Source organism: Micromonospora sp. NPDC005806 (assembly GCF_042871425.1).
In the GTDB taxonomy this organism is placed as follows: domain Bacteria; phylum Actinomycetota; class Actinomycetes; order Mycobacteriales; family Micromonosporaceae; genus Micromonospora.
The window spans coordinates 459,836-481,624 of sequence record NZ_JBIAIL010000001.1 but is presented as its reverse complement, the minus strand read 5'-3'; the positions used below and the strand labels follow the sequence as shown (position 1 = coordinate 481,624).

The 21,789-nt window shown below is 75.6% G+C and carries 18 protein-coding genes and 1 pseudogene; 12 read left to right on the top strand and 7 right to left on the bottom strand.

Annotated features, from left to right (window positions below; translation table 11 throughout):
* Positions 1-12: 12 nt before the first annotated feature.
* The 3 genes from ACFYOS_RS02365 to ACFYOS_RS02355 all read left to right on the top strand — a co-directional run bounded on the left by ACFYOS_RS02365 (position 13) and on the right by ACFYOS_RS02355 (position 3,428).
* A complete protein-coding gene (locus ACFYOS_RS02365) occupies positions 13-2,133 on the top strand; it encodes a DEAD/DEAH box helicase (protein WP_387135114.1) in 2,121 nt (706 codons plus the stop codon).
* A 109-nt stretch (positions 2,134-2,242) separates the two neighbouring features.
* Positions 2,243-2,473, top strand: a complete 231-nt coding sequence (locus ACFYOS_RS02360) for a heavy-metal-associated domain-containing protein (RefSeq protein ID WP_387135111.1) — start codon at positions 2,243-2,245, stop codon at positions 2,471-2,473.
* Positions 2,448-3,428 (top strand): hypothetical protein, encoded by a 981-nt coding sequence (locus tag ACFYOS_RS02355; RefSeq protein WP_387135108.1) that lies wholly within the window; start codon positions 2,448-2,450, stop codon positions 3,426-3,428. The genes ACFYOS_RS02360 and ACFYOS_RS02355 overlap by 26 nt, the downstream gene beginning before the upstream one ends.
* 4 nt (positions 3,429-3,432) lie before the next feature.
* Here ACFYOS_RS02355 and ACFYOS_RS02350 read toward each other — a convergent pair whose 3' ends face one another.
* The 3 genes from ACFYOS_RS02350 to ACFYOS_RS02340 form a co-directional block, all read right to left on the bottom strand.
* A complete protein-coding gene (locus ACFYOS_RS02350; protein WP_387135105.1) occupies positions 3,433-3,849 on the bottom strand; it encodes a helix-turn-helix domain-containing protein in 417 nt (138 codons plus the stop codon).
* 113 nt (positions 3,850-3,962) lie between these two features.
* Positions 3,963-5,111 (bottom strand): class I SAM-dependent methyltransferase, encoded by a 1,149-nt coding sequence (locus ACFYOS_RS02345; RefSeq protein WP_387135102.1) that lies wholly within the window; start codon positions 5,109-5,111, stop codon positions 3,963-3,965.
* Between the two features lie 177 nt (positions 5,112-5,288).
* Positions 5,289-6,932, bottom strand: coding sequence for a DEAD/DEAH box helicase (locus ACFYOS_RS02340; protein WP_387135099.1), 1,644 nt, complete (start codon positions 6,930-6,932; stop codon positions 5,289-5,291).
* 284 nt (positions 6,933-7,216) lie between these two features.
* On the opposite strand from ACFYOS_RS02340, the gene ACFYOS_RS02335 reads away from it, so the two are divergent.
* Positions 7,217-7,861, top strand: a complete 645-nt coding sequence (locus tag ACFYOS_RS02335; RefSeq protein ID WP_387135097.1) for a ferritin-like fold-containing protein — start codon at positions 7,217-7,219, stop codon at positions 7,859-7,861.
* 42 nt (positions 7,862-7,903) lie between these two features.
* On the opposite strand, the gene ACFYOS_RS02330 is transcribed toward ACFYOS_RS02335, so the two are convergent.
* Both ACFYOS_RS02330 and ACFYOS_RS02325 read right to left on the bottom strand, forming a co-directional pair.
* Positions 7,904-8,131 carry a DUF3107 domain-containing protein gene (locus ACFYOS_RS02330; protein WP_302771394.1) on the bottom strand — a complete coding sequence of 76 codons (228 nt, stop codon included), beginning with the start codon at positions 8,129-8,131 and terminating at the stop codon, positions 7,904-7,906.
* A gap of 65 nt (positions 8,132-8,196) precedes the next feature.
* Entirely contained in the window at positions 8,197-8,835 is a 639-nt protein-coding gene (locus tag ACFYOS_RS02325; RefSeq protein ID WP_387135093.1) for a TetR/AcrR family transcriptional regulator, read from the bottom strand.
* Between the two features lie 150 nt (positions 8,836-8,985).
* Between ACFYOS_RS02325 and ACFYOS_RS02320 the strand changes: the two genes are divergently transcribed.
* From ACFYOS_RS02320 to ACFYOS_RS02295, 6 genes and pseudogenes are all read left to right on the top strand, one after another.
* Positions 8,986-12,051, top strand: coding sequence for a hypothetical protein (locus tag ACFYOS_RS02320; RefSeq protein WP_387135091.1), 3,066 nt, complete (start codon positions 8,986-8,988; stop codon positions 12,049-12,051).
* Positions 12,052-12,097: 46 nt separating this feature from the next.
* Complete coding sequence (locus ACFYOS_RS02315; protein WP_387135089.1) at positions 12,098-13,099, top strand: alpha/beta fold hydrolase; 1,002 nt, start codon at positions 12,098-12,100, stop codon at positions 13,097-13,099.
* A gap of 5 nt (positions 13,100-13,104) precedes the next feature.
* Entirely contained in the window at positions 13,105-14,001 is an 897-nt protein-coding gene (locus ACFYOS_RS02310) for a DUF3152 domain-containing protein (protein ID WP_387135087.1), read from the top strand.
* Between the two features lie 87 nt (positions 14,002-14,088).
* On the top strand, positions 14,089-14,979 hold the full coding sequence (locus ACFYOS_RS02305; RefSeq protein WP_387135085.1) for a DUF3152 domain-containing protein: 891 nt from the start codon (positions 14,089-14,091) through the stop codon (positions 14,977-14,979).
* Positions 14,980-15,020: 41 nt separating this feature from the next.
* On the top strand, positions 15,021-16,268 hold the full coding sequence (moeZ, locus tag ACFYOS_RS02300; protein ID WP_387135083.1) for an adenylyltransferase/sulfurtransferase MoeZ: 1,248 nt from the start codon (positions 15,021-15,023) through the stop codon (positions 16,266-16,268).
* Positions 16,269-16,337: 69 nt separating this feature from the next.
* A pseudogene (locus ACFYOS_RS02295) lies at positions 16,338-17,207 on the top strand (hypothetical protein); the annotation flags it as partial.
* 360 nt (positions 17,208-17,567) lie between these two features.
* Here the strand turns inward: ACFYOS_RS02295 and ACFYOS_RS02290 are convergent.
* Entirely contained in the window at positions 17,568-18,809 is a 1,242-nt protein-coding gene (locus ACFYOS_RS02290) for a glutamate-5-semialdehyde dehydrogenase (protein WP_387135080.1), read from the bottom strand.
* A gap of 67 nt (positions 18,810-18,876) precedes the next feature.
* Positions 18,877-19,986 carry a glutamate 5-kinase gene (gene proB / locus ACFYOS_RS02285; RefSeq protein WP_387135078.1) on the bottom strand — a complete coding sequence of 370 codons (1,110 nt, stop codon included), beginning with the start codon at positions 19,984-19,986 and terminating at the stop codon, positions 18,877-18,879.
* 61 nt (positions 19,987-20,047) lie between these two features.
* Between proB and ACFYOS_RS02280 the strand changes: the two genes are divergently transcribed.
* Positions 20,048-20,359, top strand: coding sequence for an MGMT family protein (locus tag ACFYOS_RS02280; RefSeq protein ID WP_387135076.1), 312 nt, complete (start codon positions 20,048-20,050; stop codon positions 20,357-20,359).
* Positions 20,360-20,391: 32 nt separating this feature from the next.
* On the top strand, positions 20,392-21,786 hold the full coding sequence (locus ACFYOS_RS02275) for an MFS transporter (protein ID WP_387135073.1): 1,395 nt from the start codon (positions 20,392-20,394) through the stop codon (positions 21,784-21,786).
* Positions 21,787-21,789 lie beyond the last annotated feature (3 nt).

Sequence of the window (21,789 nt, the reverse complement as noted above, 5' to 3'; positions counted from 1 at the left end):
TAGAAATGCCGGATGAGCGAGGATCGGGTGGCCGTACGGGAGCGGGCCGAGGCGGTGCTGCGGCGGCTGGCGGGTGACCACGCCCGGCTCCGCGAGGACCAGTGGCGGGCCATCGAGGCGCTGGTGGTGGACCGGCGCCGGGTGCTCTGCGTGCAGCGCACCGGGTGGGGCAAGTCGGCGGTCTACTTCGTCGCCACCGCGCTGCTGCGGGAACGCGGGGAGCACGGCCCCACGGTGATCGTCTCGCCGCTGCTGGCGTTGATGCGCAACCAGGTCGAGTCGGCGGCCCGGGCCGGCATCCGGGCCCGCACCATCAACTCGGCCAACCTCGACGAGTGGGACGAGATCACCGCCGAGATCCACGCCGGGGCGGTGGACGTGCTGCTGATCAGCCCGGAACGCCTCAACAACCCGGACTTCCGGGACGGCGTGCTGCCCAAGCTGGCCGCCACCACCGGGCTACTGGTGGTGGACGAGGCGCACTGCGTCTCCGACTGGGGGCACGACTTCCGGCCGGACTACCGCCGGTTGCGTACCTTCCTCGGCAACCTGCGGGAGCGGACGCCGGTGCTCGCCACCACGGCCACCGCCAACGCCCGGGTCACCCAGGACGTCGCCGAGCAGCTGGGCGACGCACTGGTGCTGCGCGGCACCCTCGACCGGGAGTCGCTGCGGCTCGGCGTACTCGACCTGCCCAGCCCGGCGCACCGGCTGGCCTGGCTCGCCGACCACCTGGACCGGCTCCCCGGCTCCGGGATCATCTACACGCTGACCGTCGCGGCGGCCGGCGAGACGGCGGAGTTCCTGCGCTCGCGGGGCTGGTCGGTGGCCTCCTACACCGGGCAGGCCGAGGACGCCGACCGGCGCGCGGCCGAGCAGGACCTGCTCGACAACAAGATCAAGGCGCTGGTCGCCACCAGCGCCCTCGGCATGGGCTTCGACAAGCCCGACCTCGGCTTCGTGGTGCATCTCGGCGCGCCGCCGTCCCCGATCGCCTACTACCAGCAGGTCGGTCGCGCCGGCCGGGCCGTCGAGCACGCCGAGGTGCTGCTGCTCCCCGGCGTCGAGGACGCCGCGATCTGGCGCTACTTCGCCTCGCTCGCCTTCCCGCCCGAGGAGCAGGTCCGGGCGGTGCTCGCCGCGCTGGACACCGACCGGCCGATCTCCACCCAGGCCCTCGAACCGGTGGTCGACCTGCGCCGGGCCCGGCTGGAGCTGATGCTCAAGGTGCTCGACGTCGACGGCGCGGTCCGCCGGGTCCGCGGGGGCTGGCTCGCGACCGGCGAGCCGTGGGTCTACGACGAGGCCCGGTTGCGCCGCGTCGCCCAGGCCCGCACCGCCGAGCAGCAGGCCATGCGGGAGTACGCGGCCACGTCCGGTTGCCGGATGCGCTACCTGCGGGAATGCCTGGACGACGCCGGAGCGGCCGACTGCGGTCGCTGCGACACCTGCGCCGGCCCGCTGTTCGGTCCCGAGGTCTCCGCCGCCGCGCTCACCGCCGCGCAGACCTTCCTCGGCCGCCCCGGCGTGGAGGTCGCCCCGAAGAAGCTCTGGCCGACCGGCCTGGAGGCGGTGGGCGTACCCCTGAAGGGGCGGATCCCCCCAGCGGAGCAGGCGCTGCCCGGGCGGGCCGTGGGTCGCCTCTCCGACCTGGGCTGGGGCGGGCGGCTGCGCGGCCTGGTCGGGCCGGACGCGGCGAACGCCCCGGTCCCCGACGACGTGGCGGCGGCGGTGGTCGACGTGTTGAAGGCGTGGGCGCACGGCGACGATCCGTGGCCGCGGCGACCGGTCGGGGTGGTCGCCGTCGGTTCCCGCACCCACCCGGCGCTGGTCGGCTCGCTCGCCGAGCGGATCGCCGCGGTGGGCCGGCTGCCGCTGCTCGGCCGGGTCGTGCCGACCGGTCCGTCGGCGGGCGGCGGGCCGCGCGGCAACAGCGCCCAACGGGTACGCGCCCTGCACGACGCCTTCGCCGTGCCCGGTGAACTGGCCGACGCCCTGGCCGGCCTGGACGGGCCGGTGCTGCTCGTCGACGACCTGGTCGACTCGGGCTGGACGATGACCATGGTGGCCCGGCTGCTGCGCCGGGCCGGCGCCCCGGAGGTGCTGCCGCTGGCCCTCGCGGTCGCCGGCTGATCCGTCGTCGGGCGGCCGGGAAAAGTTCCCGGCCGGGCCGGAGTGCGAGCGTCGCCACCGTCACGGACCGTCCGCGGGCCGGCACTCCGGTCGCCGGTACCGTGGTCGCATGACCGAGCAGCGATCCGTCGTCCAGACGTATGCCGTCACCGGGATGACCTGCGAGCACTGCGTGCGGGCGGTCTCCGCGGAACTTTCCGCCGTGCCCGGGGTCGAGGAGGTCCGGATCGACCTGGCTGGCGGCACGGCCACGGTCACCAGCGCCGAGCCGCTGCCGGTCGAGTCCGTCCGGGCCGCCGTCGACGAGGCGGGCTATGAGCTGGCGGGCGGCATTGCCTGAGTCGCCGCCCGTCGCCACGGAGCTGCCCGCCGGCCCCGCCGCCCCGGTCGGGGTGGACCGGAGCACGCTGCGGCTCGCCCTGGTGGTGGGCGGGCTGGTGCTCGCCGTGCTGCTCGGCTTCGGCCTGGGCCGGCTGAACCCGCCGCCGACCGCCGCCTCGGCCGGCGTCCCGGCGACCGCGGGGCACACCCACCCGGCGGGCACCGGCGCGCACTCGCACGGCGGGGCCGACGTCGCCCAGGCGGGCGGCGCCGACGCGGGCGGCCTCTCGATCAGCTCGGGCGGCTACACGTTGGCCCCGTCGACGGTGGAGTTCCCCACCGGCCGGGCCGGGCAGCTGCGGTTCCAGATCAGGGACGAGCGGCGACGGCCGGTCACCCGGTTCGCGGTCGTGCACGACAAGCCGATGCACCTGATCGTGGTGCGCCGCGACCTCACCGGCTTCCAGCACCTGCACCCGACCATGGCCGCCGACGGCACCTGGTCGGTGCCGCTGACCCTGCCACAGGCCGGCGCCTGGCGGATGTACGCCGACTTCACCGCAGTGGCCGACGACGGCCGGCAGACCGCGGTCACGCTCGGCGCCGACCTGGCCGCGCCCGGCCCGTACGCGCCCCGGCCGCTGCCGGCCCCGGCCACCTCGACCACGGTCGACGGGTTCACCGTCGGCTACGAGGGCACGCCGAAGGCGGGGGAGACGGTGCCGGTGCGGTTCATCGTCCGGTCCGGTGCTGCGGCCGCCCCGCTGGAGCCCTACCTCGGCTCGTACGGCCACCTGGTCGCGCTGCGCGAGGGGGACCTCGGCTACCTGCACGTGCACCCCGGGCCGCAAGCCGAACCGGGCACCGTGACGTTCTGGATGACCGCGCCCGGACCGGGTCGCTACCGGATGTTCCTCGACTTCCAGGTCGGCGGCGTGGTGCGCAACGCCGCGTTCAGCCTGACGGTCGCCTGAGCCGTCAGCCGGCCCGGCGGACCGGACGGCGGGCCAGGTAGCGGAGCAGGTCGCGGATGTGATGCTTCTCCTCCGCGGGCACGCTCGGGTCGGCCAGCCGTTCCAGGATCACCCGGACGTCCGCCTCCACCGGGGCGTCCTCGCCGCGGCGCCGGGGGACCGGGCCGGCGTCGGGCAGGCCGAGGGCCCGGAACGCGGCCGCCACCGGCAGGTCGAGGGCCGCGCAGAAGCCGCGCACCTTGGCCAGCTCGGGGTAGTCCTGCCAGTCGCCGGCCAGCCAGCGGAACACGGTGGACCGCCCCACGCCGGTGTGCGTGGCCAGGTCGGTCACCGTCCAGCCGCGCGCTTCGCGGGCATCGTCGATCGCGCGCCGGACGAAGCGCGCGAAGGCCATCTGCGGCGAAACCTCTGCGGAACCCATTCCTCTGGGGCTTCCCTTTCCCGCCGGAGCACCCGACTCTGCGCATCGAGGGTAGTACGCCGGGGACCGGAAACAACTGACTGATCGGCCGGAAGGTCCCGTGGCCGGGACTCTCAGCCGGCCTCGGTGAGCAGCGTCGCCAGCCGGGGCGTGACATCCCACTGGCCGACCAACTCCCGGTATTCGGCGCGCTGGTCGTCGGTCGGCGCGCTCCCGGTCCGCCGGGCCCGGATCAGCAGGTTGCGCGGGGTGTGCCGGGAGTCGACGAACTCCACCACCTCGGCCCGGTACCCGTGCAGCCGGAGCAGGCCGGCCCGCAGCGCGTCGGTCAGCACGTCCGCGAACCGTTCGCGCAGGATCCCCTGCCGGGTGAGCAGGTCGTACGGCGCGGGCGCCGGCCGGGCGCGCAGCTGGGCCGCCACGTCGTGGTGGCAGCACGGGGCGGCGAGCACCCAGCGGGCATCCCACCGGACGGCCCGGGCCAGCGCCTCGTCGGTGGCGGTGTCGCAGGCGTGCAGCGCCAGCACCAGGTCGGGGGCCGGCTCGACCACCGCGTCGGCGATGGTGCCGGCCACGAAGCGCACCCGGTCGGCCCAGCCCAGCCGCTCGGCCAGTTCGGTGTTGCGCCGGCGCTGGTCCTCCCGGACGTCCACCCCGACCAGCTCGACGTCCAGCCCGCGCCGGGTCAGGAACCGGTACGCCGCGAAGGTCAGGTACGCGTTGCCGCAGCCCAGGTCGACCACGCGCAGCGGCCCGGTCAGGTCCTCCGGCAGGGTGGCCGCCAGCGCGCGCAGGAACGCGTCGACCTGGCGGCGCTTGGCCGCCGAGCCGCCGATCTCGGCGAAGATCGGGTCGCCCGGGTCGAGCAGCCAGTCCTTGGCCCGGTCATGGCCGCCCGGCTCCGGCTCGGGACGGCTCGCCGCCGCCCGGTGCACCTGCGCCTCGCCGGACTTGGTCACCCGGAGCTGGAGCGTGGTATCGGCCGTCTCCACGTGCCAGTTGCCGAACGGCTCGGCGAGCAACGCGTCGACCGCCGCGTCGGCCTCCGTGCCCGGCGCCACGTTCCGGGTGTAGGGCCGGGCGCCGTCGGAGGTGGAGATCTGCAGCCGGGGGCCGGCCTTGAGGGTGACCGGGCGCAGCTCGGCCCGGACCATCGTGGGGCGCTGTCCGCGCCGCCGGCCGGCGGCGACCGCCCGGGTCAGGGCGGGGTCGAGCAGCAGCGCCCGGACCTCGGTGAGGGCGGCGTCCAACGGTTCCGGCATCGCTCCATCATCCTTCCCGGCCTCCGGCTCCGTGCCGGGCCGGCCGTGCGCTTCTGGGCCGTTCGCCCCGCCGGGGCCGGCAGTCGGGCGAGGTCTCCGATGTGCCTGTCGGAGTCGGGGACAGACGACATCCCCCGCGCCGGAGGCGGCACGGGGGATGTCATAGGTCTCGCAGGGTCAGTCGGCGGTCGCCTCGGCCGGCGTACCGGCGCCCGATCCACCGCCACCACGACGACGCCGGCGGCGGCGGGGCTTGGGCACCGACTCGCCCTCGGCGGCGGCCGCGGCCGGCGCGGGGCCGTCCTCGGCGGAGATCACCGCAGTGGGCTCGGCGGCCACCGCCTCACCGGCGCGCCGGCGACGCCGGCGGCGCGGGGTACGGGTGCCTTCCTCGGCGGACGCCTCGGTGGCCTCGCCCTCGGGCGCCGCGCCGGTGTCGCCTCCGCGACCACGGCCGCGCTCCCGGCCCCGGCCCTCACCACGCCGCGCGCCGCGCTCGCCCCGCCGCGACCGGCCACCGCCCAGGTCCTCCTCGGCCTCGGCGGACAGCCCGGCGCGGGTGCGCTCGGCGGTCGGCAGAGTGCCGGTGATCTCCCGGGAGATGTCCAGGTCGGTGTAGAGGTGCGCGGAGGTGTGGTAGGTCTCCGGCGGCTCCGGCATGTCGAGGCCCAGGGTCTTGTCGATGATCCGCCAGCGCGGGACGTCGTCCCAGTCGACGAAGGTCACCGCGACACCGGTCGCCCCGGCCCGGCCGGTGCGGCCGATCCGGTGCGTGTAGGTGTCCTGGTCCTCGGGGCAGTCGTAGTTGATGACGTGGGTGACGCCGGTGACGTCGATGCCGCGGGCGGCCACGTCGGTGGCGACCAGAGTGTCGATCTTGCCGGCCCGGAACGCCCGCAGCGCCCGCTCCCGGGCGCCCTGGCCCAGGTCGCCGTGCACGGCGGCGACCGCGAAGCCGCGGAAGTCGAGGTCCTCGGCGACCCGGTCGGCGGCCCGCTTGGTGCGGGTGAAGACCATGGTCAGACCCCGCCCCTCCGCCTGGAGGATCCGCGCCACGATCTCGATCTTGTTGAGCGAGTGGGTGCGGTAGGCCAGCTGCTTGGTCTGCGGGTTCGGGCCGGTCTCGGCGGTGTGCCCAGCGTGGATGGTGATCGGGTGGCGCAGGAAGCGCCGGGACAGCGCGACGATCGGGTCCGGCATGGTGGCCGAGAAGAGCATCGTCTGCCGGTCCTCCGGCAGCATGGCGAGGATCTTCTCGACGTCGTCCAGGAAGCCCAGGTCGAGCATCCGGTCGGCCTCGTCGAGCACCAGCGCGTGCACCCGGTCGAGCCGCAGGTGCTTCTGCTTGGCCAGGTCCAGCAGCCGGCCCGGGGTGCCGACCAGGATCTCGACGCCCTTGCGCAGCGCCTCGATCTGCGGCTCGTACGCCACGCCGCCGTAGATCGGCAGCACGCGCACGCCGCGGGTGCGGCCGGCGGCGTCCAGGTCCTTGGCGACCTGGAGGCCCAGCTCACGGGTCGGCACGACGACCAGTGCCTGGGGCACGCCGTCGCCGCCCTCGGCGGGGGCGAAGACCCGCTCCAGCAGCGGGATGCCGAAGCCGAGGGTCTTGCCGGTGCCGGTCGGCGCCTGGCCGATCAGGTCGACGCCGCGCAGCGCGATCGGCAGCGCGTACTCCTGGATGGCGAAGGCGCGGGTGATGCCGGCGGCGGCCAGGGCCTCAACGGTCTCCTGGCGGGCGCCGAGCGCGGCGAAGGTGGGAGCCTCCGGACGGACCGGAGCGGTGGCGGCCAGCGGCTGGCCTTGAGTCTGCTCACTCATCTGGATGTGGGGGTGCCCTCTCGTGGTGCGCCCCTCATGTCCTCAGGGCGCGATCGGTATGGCGCGGGCCACACGGTCTGGGGCGGTACGCCGAGCCGGACCGGGCCGCACGCGCGCCGGGGGACCGGCGGTGACCAGCTCTGCTGGTCGGTTCGGCGCCCACGGCAACTGTCTCATCCTACCTGAACCACCCCTCGGCAGTCCTCATTCCGGGTGACCGGCCGGCGCCCGGGGGTGATCGGTGTGATCTGGACCACAGATCATCGGGGCGGTAGCCTGCCCTGGTGTCCGCCCCCGATATCGCCGTGGCCGACCTGCTCGGCGTCGTCGCGTACGGCGAACTGCTCGCCTTCGACCGGCTCGCCGCCGACGCCCGCCTCGCCCCCGACCTGCGCCGCCGCGCCGCGCTGTGCGAGATGGCCGCCGCCGAGATCGCGCACTACCGGTGGATCGCCGACCGGATCACCGCCCTGGGCGTGACACCGGACGAGGCCATGGCCCCGTACGCCGAGGCGCTGGAGGCGTACCACGACTCGACCGAGCCGAAGGACTGGCTGGAGGCGGTGACCAAGGCGTACGTGGGGGACGCGATCACCGACGACTTCCTGCGGGAGATCGCCGACGGGCTCGACGGGCCCGACCGTCAGCTCATCCTGGACGTCCTGCACGACTCGCGGTACGCCGAGTTCGCCGCCGCCGAGATCCGGGCGGCCATCGACGCCGACCCCCGGGTGGCCAATCGGCTCTCCATGTGGGCCCGACGACTCCTCGGGGAGGCGCTCTCGCAGGCCGGGCGGGTGGCCGTCGCCGACCGGGGCGCGCTCACCGCGCTGATCGCCCGCCGGGAGGGCGTGGACGTGCCGGCGCTGTTCCGCCGGCTGACCGACGCGCACACCGCCCGGATGACCGCGGCGGGACTGAACAACTGAGGTGCCGTGGCGGGTGCCCCGCCACGGCGACCCGGCAGGGAATCAGCGGACGGTGAACCCGACCGCGCGGGGCGCGGCCTCCGCGATCTCGACGTAGGCGACCTTGCCGACCGGCACGATGACCCGCCGGCCCTTTTCGTCGGTCAGGGAGAGGGTGCCCTCACCCTTGGCGACGGCGTCGGTCACGATCTGCTCGATCTCGGCCGGCGACTGCGCGCTCTCCAGGACCAGCTCCCGCGGCGCGTACTGCACGCCGATCTTGACCTCCACTGTGCCTCCTCAACTGGGGCGAAAGTACCGCCGTGAGAAGGCTATCCGATCTGACGGGCCGATGTTCAGGCTGACTCACCTTGCAGCGGGAAGCTGGCGATCCCGCGCCAGGAGAGGGCCGCGACCAGCGCCTCGGCCTCCGCCTTGGGCACCTGCCGGCCCCCCGCCAGCCAGAACTGTGCGGCCGTCTCCGCCGCCCCGACCAGGCCGGAGGCGAGCAGCTCGGCGTGCGCCCGGCTCACGCCGGTGTCCGAGATGATGGTGTCGGTTATCGCCGCGATGCAGCCCTGCTCGACCCGCTCCACCCGCTGCCGGACGGCCGGGTCGTTGCGCAGGTCCGACTCGAAGACCAGCCGGAACGCCTCGCTCTCGTGGTCGACGAAGTCGAAGTACGCGCGCACCGAGGCGCTGACCCGCTCCTTGTTGTCGTTGGTGCCGCGCATCGCGTCGTGCACCTTGGCCACGATGGCGTCGCAGTGCGTGTCCAGCAGCGCCAGGTAGAGCTCCATCTTGCCCGGGAAGTGCTGGTAGAGCACGGGCTTGGAGACGCCCGCGCGCTCGGCGATGTCGTCCATCGCAGCGGCGTGGTAGCCGTGCGCGACGAACACCTCCTGGGCGGCCGCGAGCAGCTGCTTGCGCCGCGCCGAGCGGGGCAGGCGGGTGGGCCGACCGGCGGTCTGCGCACCGTTCCCCACAGCGGTCATGGGAACCTCCGAGTTTCTTCATACGAGCCGGCACTTAATCACCCGAACCGGTCGGGGCTCGTGAACCCGTCCCGGAATTGGCCCGCCGCTGTAACTTATCGCCACTGTCACCACACGGTAGCCTCAGCGGGGGCGACCAAGGAGCGCGCGGTGAGTGAAACAGGGCAACCCGGAGCCGCCACCCCGGGAGAGCACGGCGACGGGACGGGTCGACAGGACGACCTGGCCCGCACCGGCAGCGGGTGGGCACCCCCGGCGAACGGTTCGGCCCGGGGCGCCCAGGCGCCCGGCGGCTGGCCCCGGCCCGACCTCACCACCGGCTGGGGTGCCTCATCACCCCGCTACGGCGATCTTCCGGCCCCGCTACCAGGGCTGGTCGAGGAGTCGTCGGCCCGGGTCAACGGCCGACATGTCAACGGCGTGCACCACGCCGGGGAGGAGCCGCCCGTGACCCGCCAGGCGCCGGTGAGTGCCCCGCCCGCTGACGAGCCGCGCCGGGAGACCGACGGCGACCGGCTGGTCGTACCGGCCCAGCGGCCGGCGCCCGCGGTGGAGCAGCCGACCGCCGACGCGGAGCCCGAGCCGGCCCGGCACGCCTCCGACGAGCCGCCGACCGGGCGGACGCCCCGCTGGGCGGAGGGCGCTGTCCCGTCGTCCGCGCCGCCGGCCCTCCAGGTGCCGCCGGTGGGCGCCGCCGCCTCCGGCTTCGAGGTGCCGCCCGGATTCCACGCCCCGACCGCCGAGCAGCCTCCGTCCCTCTCCCGCGGCTGGGCCGACCAGTTCGCGGACGGGTCGCCGGCCGAGTCACCGTCGCTCTCCCGCGGCTGGGCCGACCGCCCGGCGTCCGCGCCCCCCGCCGGCCCTGCCCCGGCCGAGGAGCGTCGCGTTCCGGCCGAGGAGCGTCGCGTTCCGGCCGAGGAGCCGCGGGCCTCCGCCGACGACCGGCGCACCGGCGCGGCGGACGAGCGCCGGGCGGCGTCGGCCGAGGAACCGGAGTGGCCCGGCCCGAACGGGAACCGGCCGAGCTGGGATGCTGCCTGGGCACCGGCGTGGGCCCGGGAGGACGGGGCCGCCGGTCGCCGGGCCGCCGCCGAGCCGGAGCCGGCCGGTCGTCGCGCCGCCGCCGAGGCTGATCTCCCGGCCGGCGCCCGGGCGCTGGACGAGCAGACGGGCCGCTGGGCCGCCGAGGACCAGGCGCCGGGCCGGGAGGACGGGCCGGTCGGCCGCCGGGCCCGCGACGAGCGGGCCGTCGAGTGGGCGCCCGAGCCAGCGCGGCCCCCCGAGCCGGTGCAGCCGGTGCGGCCGCCCGAGCCGGTGCGCGCCGAGCAGCCCCCGGCCTACGAGCCGCGGCGGGCCGAGCAGACCCCGACCTACCAGCCGCCGCGGGCCGAGCAGGCCCCGACCTACCAGCCGCCGCGGGCCGAGCAGACCCCGGCGTACGAGCCGCCGCGGGCCGAGCCGGTGCGGCCGCACGAGCCGGAGCGCGCCGAGCGGAACCCGGGGTACGAGCCGTCCCGCGCCGAGCGGAACCCGGCGTACGAGCCGGCCCGCGCCGAGCCGACCCGACCGTACGAGGTGCCCCGGACCGACGAGCCGCGCCCGGTGCCCGAGCCGGCGGCCCGGGAGCTGCCCGAGCGGCCCTCCTGGGCCGGGCCGCCCGCCCCGGTGAGCCCGTTCAGCGCGCCGCCGCATGCCGCCCCGACCAGTGCCCCGCCGGTCCCCCGCGAGGCCCCCGCCACCGCCCCGCCTGCCGGATACCCGCCGCCGTCCGCCGGCTACGCCCCCGCCGGTGGCGTCCGCCGGGCCGAGGAGCGCGACGGCACGGCGTACCGGCCGCGGAGCGCGGCGCAGGAGCCCGCCGCCGAGCCGCCGACCCTTGCCGGCCCCGCCCCCGCGACGAGCGGGATGCCCCGTTTCGACCGCACCCCCACGCCCGTTCCGACGAGCGCGCCCCCCTACGCGGCCCGCCGGTCCGCCCCCGAACCGGTGCCGGCGGCCGAGCCGGTCGCCGACACCCGGGCGGCGGAGTCCGCCCCGGCGGTGCTGCCGCAGCGCGTCCCCGCCGAACCGGACGTGCCCGTCGTGCCGGAGCCGCCAGCCGTGGAACCGCCCGCCGAGACCCCGGAACTCGCCCGCATCGCCACCCACCTGCGTCGCGACGACGAGCCCGCGCCGCTGCGCGAGCGCCCCGAAGGCTTCGACGTCAACGCCATCCTCGACGCCGTCCGCGAGGTGGCCGGCGTCCGGGACGCCGCGCTGCGCCGCACCCAGGCCGGCGCGCACAGCCTCCGGCTCGACCTGGCCGACGGCGCGGACCCGGCCGAGGTGAGCCGGATGGTGGCCCGCCTGCTCCAGGAGCGGATGGGGCTGGCCGCCGCCCCGCGGAACCTGGCCGGCGCGCCGGCCACCCCGCCGCCCCCGGTCCGCCGCCGGTCGGCCCCGCAGCGCCCCGCCGCCGAGCCCCGGCCGGCCGACGAGGGGCCGGCCGCGGCCCGCCCGGGCCGGTCCACCGAGGAATGGCCCGCGGAGAACCGCGCCGGGGAGAGCCGCTTCGCCGCGCCCGAGGCGCGCGGTGGCCGACCCGCCGAGGCGCCGGCCGAGCGTCCGGAGCCGAGCGGCGAGCCGCCGCGTCGGCGCCGGCAGGGCGCGACCCACCGGGGCCGGGCGGCGGTGGAGGAGTCGTCGCTGGCGGCCGCCCCGACCGGTGCGGCCACCGGCAGTCCGGCGACGCTCGGCACGTCGTACTCCGGCGGGCAGATGACCACGACGGAGACCGCGCCCTCGCGACCGCTGGACCCCGGCGCCGCGCCCGGGCCCCGGGTGGTGATCGACCACGTCCAGGTGAGCACCTTCGGCCTCGACGCCACTGTGGAGGTGCGCCTGATCGCCGGGGACCGGACGGCGGAGGGCCACGCCACCGGCCCGGCCGTCGACGGGTACGTGCTGCGGCTGTGCGCGGTGGCCGCCGCGGCGGCGGTGGACGAGCTGCTCGGCCGCGCGGCCCCTGCGGGGGAGCGGGGGCGGTGCTTCGTCGAGCACGCCGCCGTGGTGCCGTTCGGCAACTGCGAGGTGGCCACCGTGGTGGTGCTGCTGGTCTGCGACGGCTGGGTGGAGCAGCTGGCCGGCTCGGCGCTGGTCGCCGGGGATCCCCGGCAGGCCGTGGTCCGGGCGACTCTGGCGGCGGTGAACCGCCGGCTGGAGGCCCTGCTGGCCTGACCGGGAGTCGGTGTGGGGTGGCGGTGCTGCGGGGAAGATTGAGGTCATGAAGCCCGCCTCCCTCTGGCCGGACCACCACCTGCCCGCGCATCACGTCCCACCGCCCTGGCCCGGCCGGGAGGTACGCCTCGACGGCACGGTCACGTACGTCCGGGACACCCCGGCCACCGGCGCGGACGCCGAACCGGCGCTCTACGTGCACGGCCTCGGCGGGTCGGCGCAGAACTGGACGGACCTGGCCGGCCTGCTCGCCGACCGGCTCGACGGGCAGGCCATCGACCTGCCCGGCTTCGGTCGCAGCGAGCCCGGCCGGCGGTACACGATCCCGGCCTTCGCCGACCGGGTGGTCCGCTGGATCGAGCAGAGCGACCGGGGACCGGTGCACCTGTTCGGCAACTCGCTGGGCGGTGCGATCTCCGTCCGGGTGGCGGCCCTGCGTCCGGACCTGGTCCGCACCCTGACCCTGATCTCGCCGGCGCTGCCGTTCCTGGACTTCCGGCGTTCGTTGCAGGGGCGGATGCTGCCGCTGCTGGCGATCCCCCGGGGCGAGCGGCTGGCCGCCTGGCGGCTGACCCAGCTCGCCCCGGAGATGATGGCCCAGCAGGTGCTGGAGGCGTGCATCGCCGACCTGACCCGGATCAGCGAGCAGCGCCGGCTGGAGGCGGTCGAGGAGATCCGGATCCGCTACGAGGCGTCCCACTACGCCGCCGCGTACCTCCGGACCTTCCGCGGTCTGGTCTCCAGCTTCCTGCGGTCGTACCTGCCGGGGGCGGGCTCGCTGTGGCGGCTGGCCGCGACGGTGCGCGCGCCCACGCTGGTGATCGGGGGACGTGCGGACCGGCTCGTCGACGTCCGGGTGGCGCCGCAGGCCGCCCGGGTGATCGCGGACAGCCGGCTGTTGATGCTCGACGGGGTCGGGCACGTCGCCCAGCTGGAGGTGCCCCGTACCGTGGCCCGGGCGGTGCTGGCTCTGCTCGCCGACGCCCGGCGACACGGGCCGCTCGCCGGCACGGAAGCCAGCGCCCGACGTCGTGACATGGCAGGCTGAGCCGGATGCCCGCTTCCTCCCGCCGGCGTGGCGCCGCCGCGCGGTCCGTCCCCGCCGGTCGCCCGCCCGCCCACCGTTGGCGTTCCCTGGTGGTGGTGCTCGCGTTCCTGGGCACCGCCGGCATCGGCGTCGGGGTGGCGGCGCAACGGCCGTCCGCCGGGGCTGAGCTGCTGGTCAGTGACGGGTCGGGGGTCCGCCCGGCCGAGCCGTCCCCCACCTCGCCGTCGCCGTCCGCTTCGCCGTCCGTCCCGGCGTCACCGTCGCTGTCGCCGAGCCCGGTCACGCCTGCGCCGGTGCTGGCCCTGCCGGGCCCGGTGCCCGCGCACGGCCGGGGCAGCTTCGCGTACGACGACCGAACGGGCCTTGTGCTGGGCCGGGCGGGGACGCCGCGCCGGTTCCGGGTGGCCGTGGAGAACGGCTCCGACGAGGACGTCCACGCCTTCGGCGACGCCGTGCAACGTGCGCTCGCCGGGCCGGGGAGCTGGGTGGACGGTGGCCGGCTGCGGTTGCAGCGGGTCGCCCCGGGTGCCCGGTACGACTTCACCATCTACCTGGCCACCCGGGACACCGCCGCCCGCCTGTGCCGGCGCGGCGGCATCGACATCCGCAAGGGTCGGGTGCCGTTCACGTCCTGCCGGGTGTCCGGCAAGGTGATCATCAACCTGGACCGCTGGCGTACCTCGGCACCGCATCTGGTCGCGGCGGGGATGCCGCTGGACGCGTACCGGCTCTACGTGGTCAACCACGAGGTGGGGCACCAGCTGGGGCAGCATCACGAGGGCTGCCCGGGGGCGGGGCGCCCGGCGCCGGTGATGCAGCAGCAGACCCTCTTCCTCGACGCCTGCCGGCCGAACCCGTGGCCGTTCCTGAACGGCAGGCGGTACGTCGGCCCGTCCGTCTGAACGACCTGATCGTGGCAATGAGAAGCTTTTTCGCGAAACAAAGGGCAAAAGCGGCTTAATGCCCGGATTGCGTGGCACGCTGATGTCATGACGTCGTCGTCCCCTTCCGACCCGCCTGCCGAAACCGGGACGCCCTCGACCCGGGCCTCCCGCCCCGGCCGGCTCGACTTCGACCGTCCGCCGGACCACCCCCGCCCCGCCGCACCCGTCCGCCCCGGTCTGCGCCGGATGCGGCGCCGGCGGCGCCGTACCGTCCTGCTGCTGGTCGCCCTGCTGGCGCTGGGCGGCGCGGTCGGCCTGACCGAGCTGGTTCGCCGGCCCGGCGACCCGGCCGCAGTGGGCGCCGGCAACGCCCGGCTGGCGAACGGCCTCGGCGCCGGCGTCCACGAGGGGGCGACCGCCTACCCGACCGAGGGCTCCGGAAGCTTCGCCGCGGCGGACGGCCGCTCGTCCGTGCGGGGGTACGACGGCCCGCTGCACCGCTACCGGGTGGAGGTCGAGCAGGACTCCGGCCAGGACGCCGACGCGTTCGCCGCCACCGTCGACGCGGTGCTCGGCGACCGGCGGAGCTGGATCGCCTCCGGTGAGCTGCGGGTGCAGCGGGTGACCGAGGCGGCCGCCGCCGACTTCACCATCTACCTGGCCACGGCGGCCACCTCGGAACGGATGTGCGCCGAGGGCGGCCTGATCACCGAGCGGTACACCTCCTGCCGGGTGCCCGGCCGGGTGATCATCAATCTGGCGCGCTGGATGGAGGGGGTGCCGGACTACGGGGCCCCGCTCGAGGTCTACCGGACGTACGTGATCAACCACGAGGTCGGGCACGAACTCGGCGAGCTGCACCAGGCCTGCCCCGGGCCCGGCCAGCCGGCCCCGGTGATGCAGCAGCAGACGTACGGGCTGGACGGGTGCGTCGCCAACGCCTGGCCGTACGTGGACGGGGCCCGCTACGAGGGGGAACCCATCGAGGGCCTCTGAATTATTCCCGCTCCCGTATGTCGGGCCGGGTGTCCCCCGTCATGGCCGATCCCTACCTGAACGAGCGACAATGGCGCGGTCCCACCGCCGATCCCGGGGAGTCCACCGTGTCGTTGCCCCCGCTCGTCGAGCCCGCCGCCGAGCTGACCGTAGACGAGATCCGTCGCTACTCCCGCCACCTCATCATCCCCGACGTCGGGGTCGAGGGGCAGAAGCGGCTGAAGAACGCCCGGGTGCTCTGCGTCGGCGCCGGCGGTCTCGGCTCGCCGGCCCTGATGTATCTCGCCGCCGCCGGTGTCGGCACGCTCGGCATCATCGACTTCGACACCGTCGACGAGTCCAACCTCCAGCGGCAGATCATCCACGGCGTCTCCGACGTGGGGCGGTCCAAGGCCGGGTCGGCCGCCGCCTCGATCCGCGAGATCAACCCGCTGGTCAACGTGGAGATCCACAACACCGCGCTGGACCGGGAGAACGTCAAGGAGATCTTCTCCCGGTACGACCTGATCGTCGACGGCACCGACAACTTCGCCACCCGCTACATGGTCAACGACGCGGCGGTCCTGCTCGGCAAGCCGTACGTCTGGGGCTCGATCTACCGGTTCGACGGCCAGGCGTCGGTGTTCTGGGCCGAGCACGGCCCCTGCTACCGCTGCCTCTACCCAGAGCCCCCGCCGCCCGGCATGGTGCCGTCCTGCGCCGAGGGCGGGGTGCTGGGCGTGCTCTGCGCGTCCATCGGGTCGATCCAGGTCAACGAGGCGATCAAGCTGCTCACGGGCATCGGCGAGCCGCTGGTCGGCCGGCTGATGGTCTACGACGCCCTGGAGATGAGCTACCGCAAGATCAAGGTACGCAAGGACCCGGACTGCGTGCTCTGCGGCGAGAACCCGACGGTCACCGACCTGCTGGAGGACTACGAGGACTTCTGCGGCGCGGTCTCCGTCGAGGCGCAGGAGGCGGTGGTCGACGCGACCATCACCGCGCTGGAGCTGAAGGAGTGGCAGGACGCCGGCAAGGACATCTTCCTGGTCGACGTCCGCGAGCCCGCCGAGTACGAGATCGTCCGCATCCCCGGCTCGACCCTGATCCCCAAGGGCGAGATCATCTCCGGCGAGGCGCTGGCGACGCTCCCGCAGGACAAGCAGATCGTGCTGCACTGCAAGTCCGGCGTCCGGTCCGCCGAGGCGCTCGCCGCGCTGAAGGCGGCCGGCTTCAAGGACGCCGTGCACGTGCAGGGCGGGGTGCTCTCCTGGGTGAAGCAGATCGACCCGTCGCTGCCCGCGTACTGAGTCCGTCCGCCAGGGCCCGTCCGGTGCCGGACGGGCCCTGCGCGTACCCACCGGTGGGCCAGGCCACCCCTGGCCGAGCTGCCGAGGCGGAGCCACGTTTGCACAGGTAGCGTTGCCGCCGTGGTCGATTTGGACGCCGCGATCGGGTTCGTCGTGGCTCATGGGGACGCGGTGGACCGCGCCCGTCTGTCGCGGCTGCGCACCGGCGCTCCGGTGCCGGCCGAGCTGCTCGACTCGGCAGAGGCCGGGCAGGCACCCGGCGGCGGCTGGCCCGCCGTGCTCGACGGCGAGGTCGCCTCGGTCGACGCGACCTGCTTCCGCCTGGCCGAGCTGGACGACCTCGGGGGGCTGGGCCGTCCGGCCGCCCGGCACGCCCTGGACTGGCTGGCCGTCCGGCAGCTCCCCGACGGCGGCTGGGACGAGGACCCGTCGCTGGCCGGGTTCGCTCCCGAGTGGGCCACGCCGGGCGACCCGGAGGCCCGCCTCTTCCTGACCGCCAACGCCGGGTTCTGGCTGACCGTGGCCGGGCTGGACGCCCGCGCCGCCGGGCCGCTGGACCACCGGGTCGGCGGCGCGTACGCCGGGGTGGTGCAGGCGGCGGCGCAGGCGCTCGCCGCCTCGCTCGCGCCCGACGGGAGCTGGCCGTCCTTCCTCCCCGCCGGCTGGCTGGCGGCGGGCGTGCTGCACCGCCAGCAGATGTACTACGAGTCGGCGCGGATCCAGGCGGTGCTGGCCGAGCGGATCCCGCAGATGTCCCCGGCCGACGTGGCCTGGCTCGCCGCCACGCTGCGTCGGGTCGACGTGGGCGAGGAGCAGTGGCTGCTGGTCTCGGCGCGCAAGCGGCTCGCCGAGACCCAGCGCAGCGACGGCGGTTGGGACAGCGACGACGGCCACCAGTTCGACGTGCACACCACGCTGCGCGCGATCCGCGCCTGCCGCCCGACCACGCCCGAGGCCCCCGTCTCCGGTGCGCCGTTCCGGTCGTCGCAGCCGGCCGCGCTGCCGTCGCCGCGCCGGGCACCGGAGGTCGAGGCCCCGGCGTCGTCGGCCCTGCCGTCGCCCGTCGGGCCGGTGCCACCGGCGGATGTCGCCGCGCCGGCGTCCCCCTTCACCCCATGGGTGGTCGAGCCGCCAGTGGAGGTCGAGCCGCTGGCGCAGTCGCTGCTGCCACCGGTCGTGCCGCTGCCGCGGCCGAAGCCCGCCGGCCCGCCACCGGAGTCCGCGCCGCCGGAGCCGGCCGCACCCGCCAGCTGAGCGGCGGCCCCGCCGGGCATCGGCCGGCTGCCGGGTCCGGCCGGGTCACCGCAGGTGGCCGTCGCCGGTGACCACGTACTTGGTGCTGGTCAGCTCGGGCAGCCCCATCGGGCCGCGGGCGTGCAGCTTCTGGGTGGAGATGCCGATCTCCGCGCCGAAGCCGAACTCGCCCCCGTCGGTGAACCGGGTGGAGGCGTTCACCATCACCGCCGCCGCGTCCACCCGGGCCACGAACTCCCGCGCCGCCGATTGCGCGTCGGTGACGATCGCCTCGGTGTGGCCGGAGCCGTACCGCCGGATGTGCGCGACCGCCGCGTCGAGCGAGTCGACCACGGCGACGGAGATGTCGGCCGAGAGGTACTCGGTGGCGAAGTCCTCCTCGGTGGCCGGCACGACCGCGTCGGAGCACGCGGCCACCCGCGCGTCGCCGTGCACGGTCACCCCGGCGTCGGCGAAGGCGGCCAGCACCGCCGGCAGGAAGGCGTCCGCGATCGCGGTGTGGACCAGCAGCGACTCGGCGGTGTTGCAGGTGGAGAGGCGCTGGGTCTTGGCGTTGAGGGTGATGGCCACCGCCTTGGCGACGTCGGCGGCGGCGTCCACGTAGATGTGGCAGTTGCCCACCCCGGTCTCGATCACCGGCACGGTCGACTCCTCGACCACGGTCCGGATCAGCGACGCGCCGCCGCGCGGGATCAGCACGTCGACCAGGCCCCGGGCGCGCATCAGCTCCTTGACCGAGTCGCGGGAGCCGGCGTCGAGGAGCTGCACCGCGTCGGCCGGCAGGCCGGCTCCGGCGACCGCGTCCCGGAGCACCGCGACCAGGGCCGCGTTGGAGTGCGCGGCCGAGGAGGAGCCGCGCAGCAGCGCCGCGTTGCCGGACTTCAGGCAGATCCCGGCGGCGTCGACCGTCACGTTCGGGCGGGCCTCGTAGATGATGCCGACCACCCCGAACGGCACCCGGACCTGCCGCAGCTCCAGCCCGTTCGGCAGGGTCGAGCCGCGGACCACCGCACCGACCGGGTCGGGCAGCGCGGCCATCTGGCGCAGCGCGTCCGCGATGCCGGCCACCCGGCCCGCGTCGAGGGCCAACCGGTCCAGCACGGCCGCGGTCAGCCCGGCCTCGCGCCCGGCCGTCAGGTCCGTCGCGTTCGCGGCCAGGATCTCCGGGGTACGCGCCACCAGCGCGTCGGCCATCGCGACCAGCGCGGCGTCCTTGACGGTACGGGTGGCGACCGCGAGGGCCTCCGCCGCGTCCCGGGCCCGTCGGGCCTGCTCGACGACGCTCATTCCGTACTCCTTGGGTTGTCAGGAGGGGCGCCCGGTACAACGCGAGGCGTTGAGAAGGAGCCCCTGCTTACAGCAGCACCAGGTCGTCGCGGTGGACGACCTCTCGTTCGTAGGCCGGGCCGAGGGCCGCGGCGAGTTCCGAGGTGGAGCGGCCGAGCAGCCCGGGCAGCTCCACCGCGTCGTAGTTGACCAGCCCCCGGGCGACCGGCGCGCCCTCGGTGTCGACCAGGTCGACCGGATCGCCGGCGGTGAACGCGCCGTCCACGGCGGTGATGCCGGCCGGGAGCAGGGACTTGCGCCGGCCCACCACCGCCTGCACCGCGCCCGGGTCGAGATGCAGCCGGCCGCGGGGCGCGGTGGCGTGGGCCAGCCAGAACAGCCGGGCGGCGGGACGCCGGCTGCTGGGGTGGAAGAACGTGCCGATCGGCTCGCCCACGACGGCCCCGGCGGCCAGCGGCGCGGCGGTCAGCACCACCGGGATGCCGAAGCCGGTGGCGATCCGGGCCGCCTCGACCTTGGTCACCATGCCGCCGGTGCCCACCCCGGCCCGGCCCGCGCCGCCGACGTCGACGCCGGCCAGGTCGCCGTCGCCGTGCACCTCGGCGATCCGGGTGCTGCCGGGCCGGGTCGGGTCGCCGGTCCAGAGCGCGTCCACGTCCGACAGCAGCACCAGCAGGTCGGCCTGGACCAGCGCGGCGACCAGCGCGGCCAGCCGGTCGTTGTCGCCGAACCGGATCTCCTCGGTGGCCACCGTGTCGTTCTCGTTGACGATCGGCACCGCCCGCAGGTCGAGCAGCTTGCGCAGCGTCCGGTAGGCGTTGCGGTAGTGCGCCCGCCGGGTCACGTCGTCGACGGTGAGCAGCACCTGGCCGACGGTCAGGCCGTGCCGGGCGAAGCTGGTCGCGTAGCGGCCGATGAGCAGGCCCTGCCCGACGCTTGCGGCGGCCTGCTGGGCGGCCAGGTCGCGTGGGCGCCGGGCCAGCCCGAGCGGGGCGAGGCCGGCGGCGATCGCGCCGGAGGACACCAGCACCACCTCGCGGCCGTCGCCGGCCAGCGTGCCGAGCGTGTCGACCAGCGCATCGACCCGGGTGTCGTCCAGGCCGCCCGCCGCGGTGGTCAGCGAGGACGAACCGATCTTGACGACGATCCGGCGGGCCGAGGTGACTGCTTCGCGCACCCGACCATTCTGCGCGCCGGGGTCCCGCGGACCTCGGTGCGTTCCCATATCGTGGCCGGTCATGACGCCTGATGAGTACGTCGAGGCAGTGCTCGACCTGGTCGAGCGGATCCCGCCGGGCCGGGTGATGTCATACGGGGCGGTGGCCGACGCGCTCGCCGAGCGCTCGGGGCGCGCCTCGGCCCGGCTGGTCGGCTCGATCATGGCCCGGCACGGGGGCGGGGTGCCCTGGCACCGGGTGGTGAACTCGGCGGGCCGGCTGCCACCCGGGCACGAGGTGGAGGCACGGGCCCGGCTGCGGGCCGAGGGCTGCCCGTTGCGGCCGTCCGGGGTGGACATGGCGGCTGCCTGGTCGCCGGGGGAGGGGATGTGACCCGGACCATAACGTGAGTAACATTCGGCGCCATGAGGGGGACAGGGGCGGAGCCCATCGGGCGGCTGCCCCGCCGGGTGCACGTCGGGTACGCGGTGGGCTCGCTGGTCACCGGGGCGTTCGGGACCGTGCCCGGGCTGCTCCTGCTGCCCTACCTCACCGACACGCTGGGCGTCGCGGCCGGCGTGGCCGCCCTGCTGGTGCTCCTGCCCAAGGCGTGGGACGTGCTGGTCAATCCGGTGGCCGGGCGAATCTCCGACCGGACCCGGTCCCGCTGGGGTGCCCGCCGGCCCTACCTGCTCGGCGGTGGGCTCGCGCTGGCCGTGCTCTTCGCCTCGATCTTCGCCGCGCCGTTCGGGGCCGGTCCGGCCGCCGGAGCGTACGTGGCGGTGGCGTTCCTGGCCACGGCGACCGCGTTCGCCTTCTTCCAGGTGCCGTACGTGGCGATGCCCGCCGAGTTGACCGACGACCCGGCGGAGCGTACCCGGCTGATGAGCTGGCGGATCGCGGTGCTGGCGCTGGCCATCCTGGTCTCCGGCGCGGTGGCTCCGGCGGTGGTGACCGCCGGCGGCGACGGCGTGCCGGGGCACCGCTGGATGGGCCTCTTCGTCGCCGCACTGATCGTCGCCGGCGTGATCGGCGTCTTCCTCGGCACCCGCTCGGCACCGACCGGCGCGGTGGGGGAGAGCGAGCCCAGCCTCCGCGCCCAGCTCGCCGTCGCCGGCCGCAACCGGCCGTTCCGGGCCCTGCTGGTCTGCTTCGTGGTGCAGTCCGCCGGGGTGGCGACCGTGCTGGCCGGGGTGAAGTACTTCGCCGACCAGGTGCTGCACGCCCCGGACGCCGGGCCGACCCTGCTGTTCGCCTGCTTCGTCGCGCCGGCCCTGCTGGTCATGCCGCTCTGGACCCGGGTGGGCGCGCGGCTGGGCAAGCGGGCCGCGCTGGTCGTCGCGTCGCTGCTCTTCGCGGCCGGCGCGCTGGTCCTGGTCGCGGCCCCCGTGCTGCCGCCCGCCGGGGTGTACGCCGTGGTCGCGCTGATCGGCGTCGGGTACGCCGGCCAGCAGGTCTTCGCCCTCGCCATGCTGGCCGACTGCATCGCCTACGACACCGCGCGTACGGGCCGGCGGCAGGCCGGCGTGTTCACCGGGCTGTGGACCGCCGGGGAGACCTTCGGCCTCGCCCTCGGCCCCGGCAGCTACGGCCTGGTCCTCCAGCTCTCCGGCTACGTCTCGTCGTCGACCGGCGTGGCGGCCACCCAGCCGGCAACCGCCCGGCTCGGCGTCCTGCTCGGCTTCACCCTCCTCCCCGCCCTACTGGCCGCCGCCCCCCTCCTCCTCCTGCACGCCTACACCCTCACCCCCGCCCACCTCACCCCCGCCACCCTCCGCCCCGCCGATCATGGAGTTGTGGTCGCGGACAACAGCCCCTGATCC

What these genes read in the sequence shown, in the direction of transcription:
- ACFYOS_RS02310 (WP_387135087.1), top strand. Translation starts at nt 13,105, where the DNA reads ATGCCCGCTTCCTCCCGCCGGCGTGGCGCCGCCGCGCGGTCCGTCCCC.
- ACFYOS_RS02290 (WP_387135080.1), bottom strand. Translation starts at nt 18,809, where the DNA reads ATGAGCGTCGTCGAGCAGGCCCGACGGGCCCGGGACGCGGCGGAGGCC.
- moeZ (WP_387135083.1), top strand. Translation starts at nt 15,021, where the DNA reads ATGGCCGATCCCTACCTGAACGAGCGACAATGGCGCGGTCCCACCGCC.
- ACFYOS_RS02325 (WP_387135093.1), bottom strand. Translation starts at nt 8,835, where the DNA reads ATGACCGCTGTGGGGAACGGTGCGCAGACCGCCGGTCGGCCCACCCGC.
- ACFYOS_RS02275 (WP_387135073.1), top strand. Translation starts at nt 20,392, where the DNA reads ATGAGGGGGACAGGGGCGGAGCCCATCGGGCGGCTGCCCCGCCGGGTG.
- ACFYOS_RS02305 (WP_387135085.1), top strand. Translation starts at nt 14,089, where the DNA reads ATGACGTCGTCGTCCCCTTCCGACCCGCCTGCCGAAACCGGGACGCCC.
- ACFYOS_RS02280 (WP_387135076.1), top strand. Translation starts at nt 20,048, where the DNA reads ATGACGCCTGATGAGTACGTCGAGGCAGTGCTCGACCTGGTCGAGCGG.
- ACFYOS_RS02315 (WP_387135089.1), top strand. Translation starts at nt 12,098, where the DNA reads ATGAAGCCCGCCTCCCTCTGGCCGGACCACCACCTGCCCGCGCATCAC.
- ACFYOS_RS02340 (WP_387135099.1), bottom strand. Translation starts at nt 6,932, where the DNA reads ATGAGTGAGCAGACTCAAGGCCAGCCGCTGGCCGCCACCGCTCCGGTC.
- ACFYOS_RS02350 (WP_387135105.1), bottom strand. Translation starts at nt 3,849, where the DNA reads ATGGGTTCCGCAGAGGTTTCGCCGCAGATGGCCTTCGCGCGCTTCGTC.
- ACFYOS_RS02365 (WP_387135114.1), top strand. Translation starts at nt 13, where the DNA reads ATGAGCGAGGATCGGGTGGCCGTACGGGAGCGGGCCGAGGCGGTGCTG.
- ACFYOS_RS02360 (WP_387135111.1), top strand. Translation starts at nt 2,243, where the DNA reads ATGACCGAGCAGCGATCCGTCGTCCAGACGTATGCCGTCACCGGGATG.
- ACFYOS_RS02355 (WP_387135108.1), top strand. Translation starts at nt 2,448, where the DNA reads ATGAGCTGGCGGGCGGCATTGCCTGAGTCGCCGCCCGTCGCCACGGAG.
- ACFYOS_RS02345 (WP_387135102.1), bottom strand. Translation starts at nt 5,111, where the DNA reads ATGCCGGAACCGTTGGACGCCGCCCTCACCGAGGTCCGGGCGCTGCTG.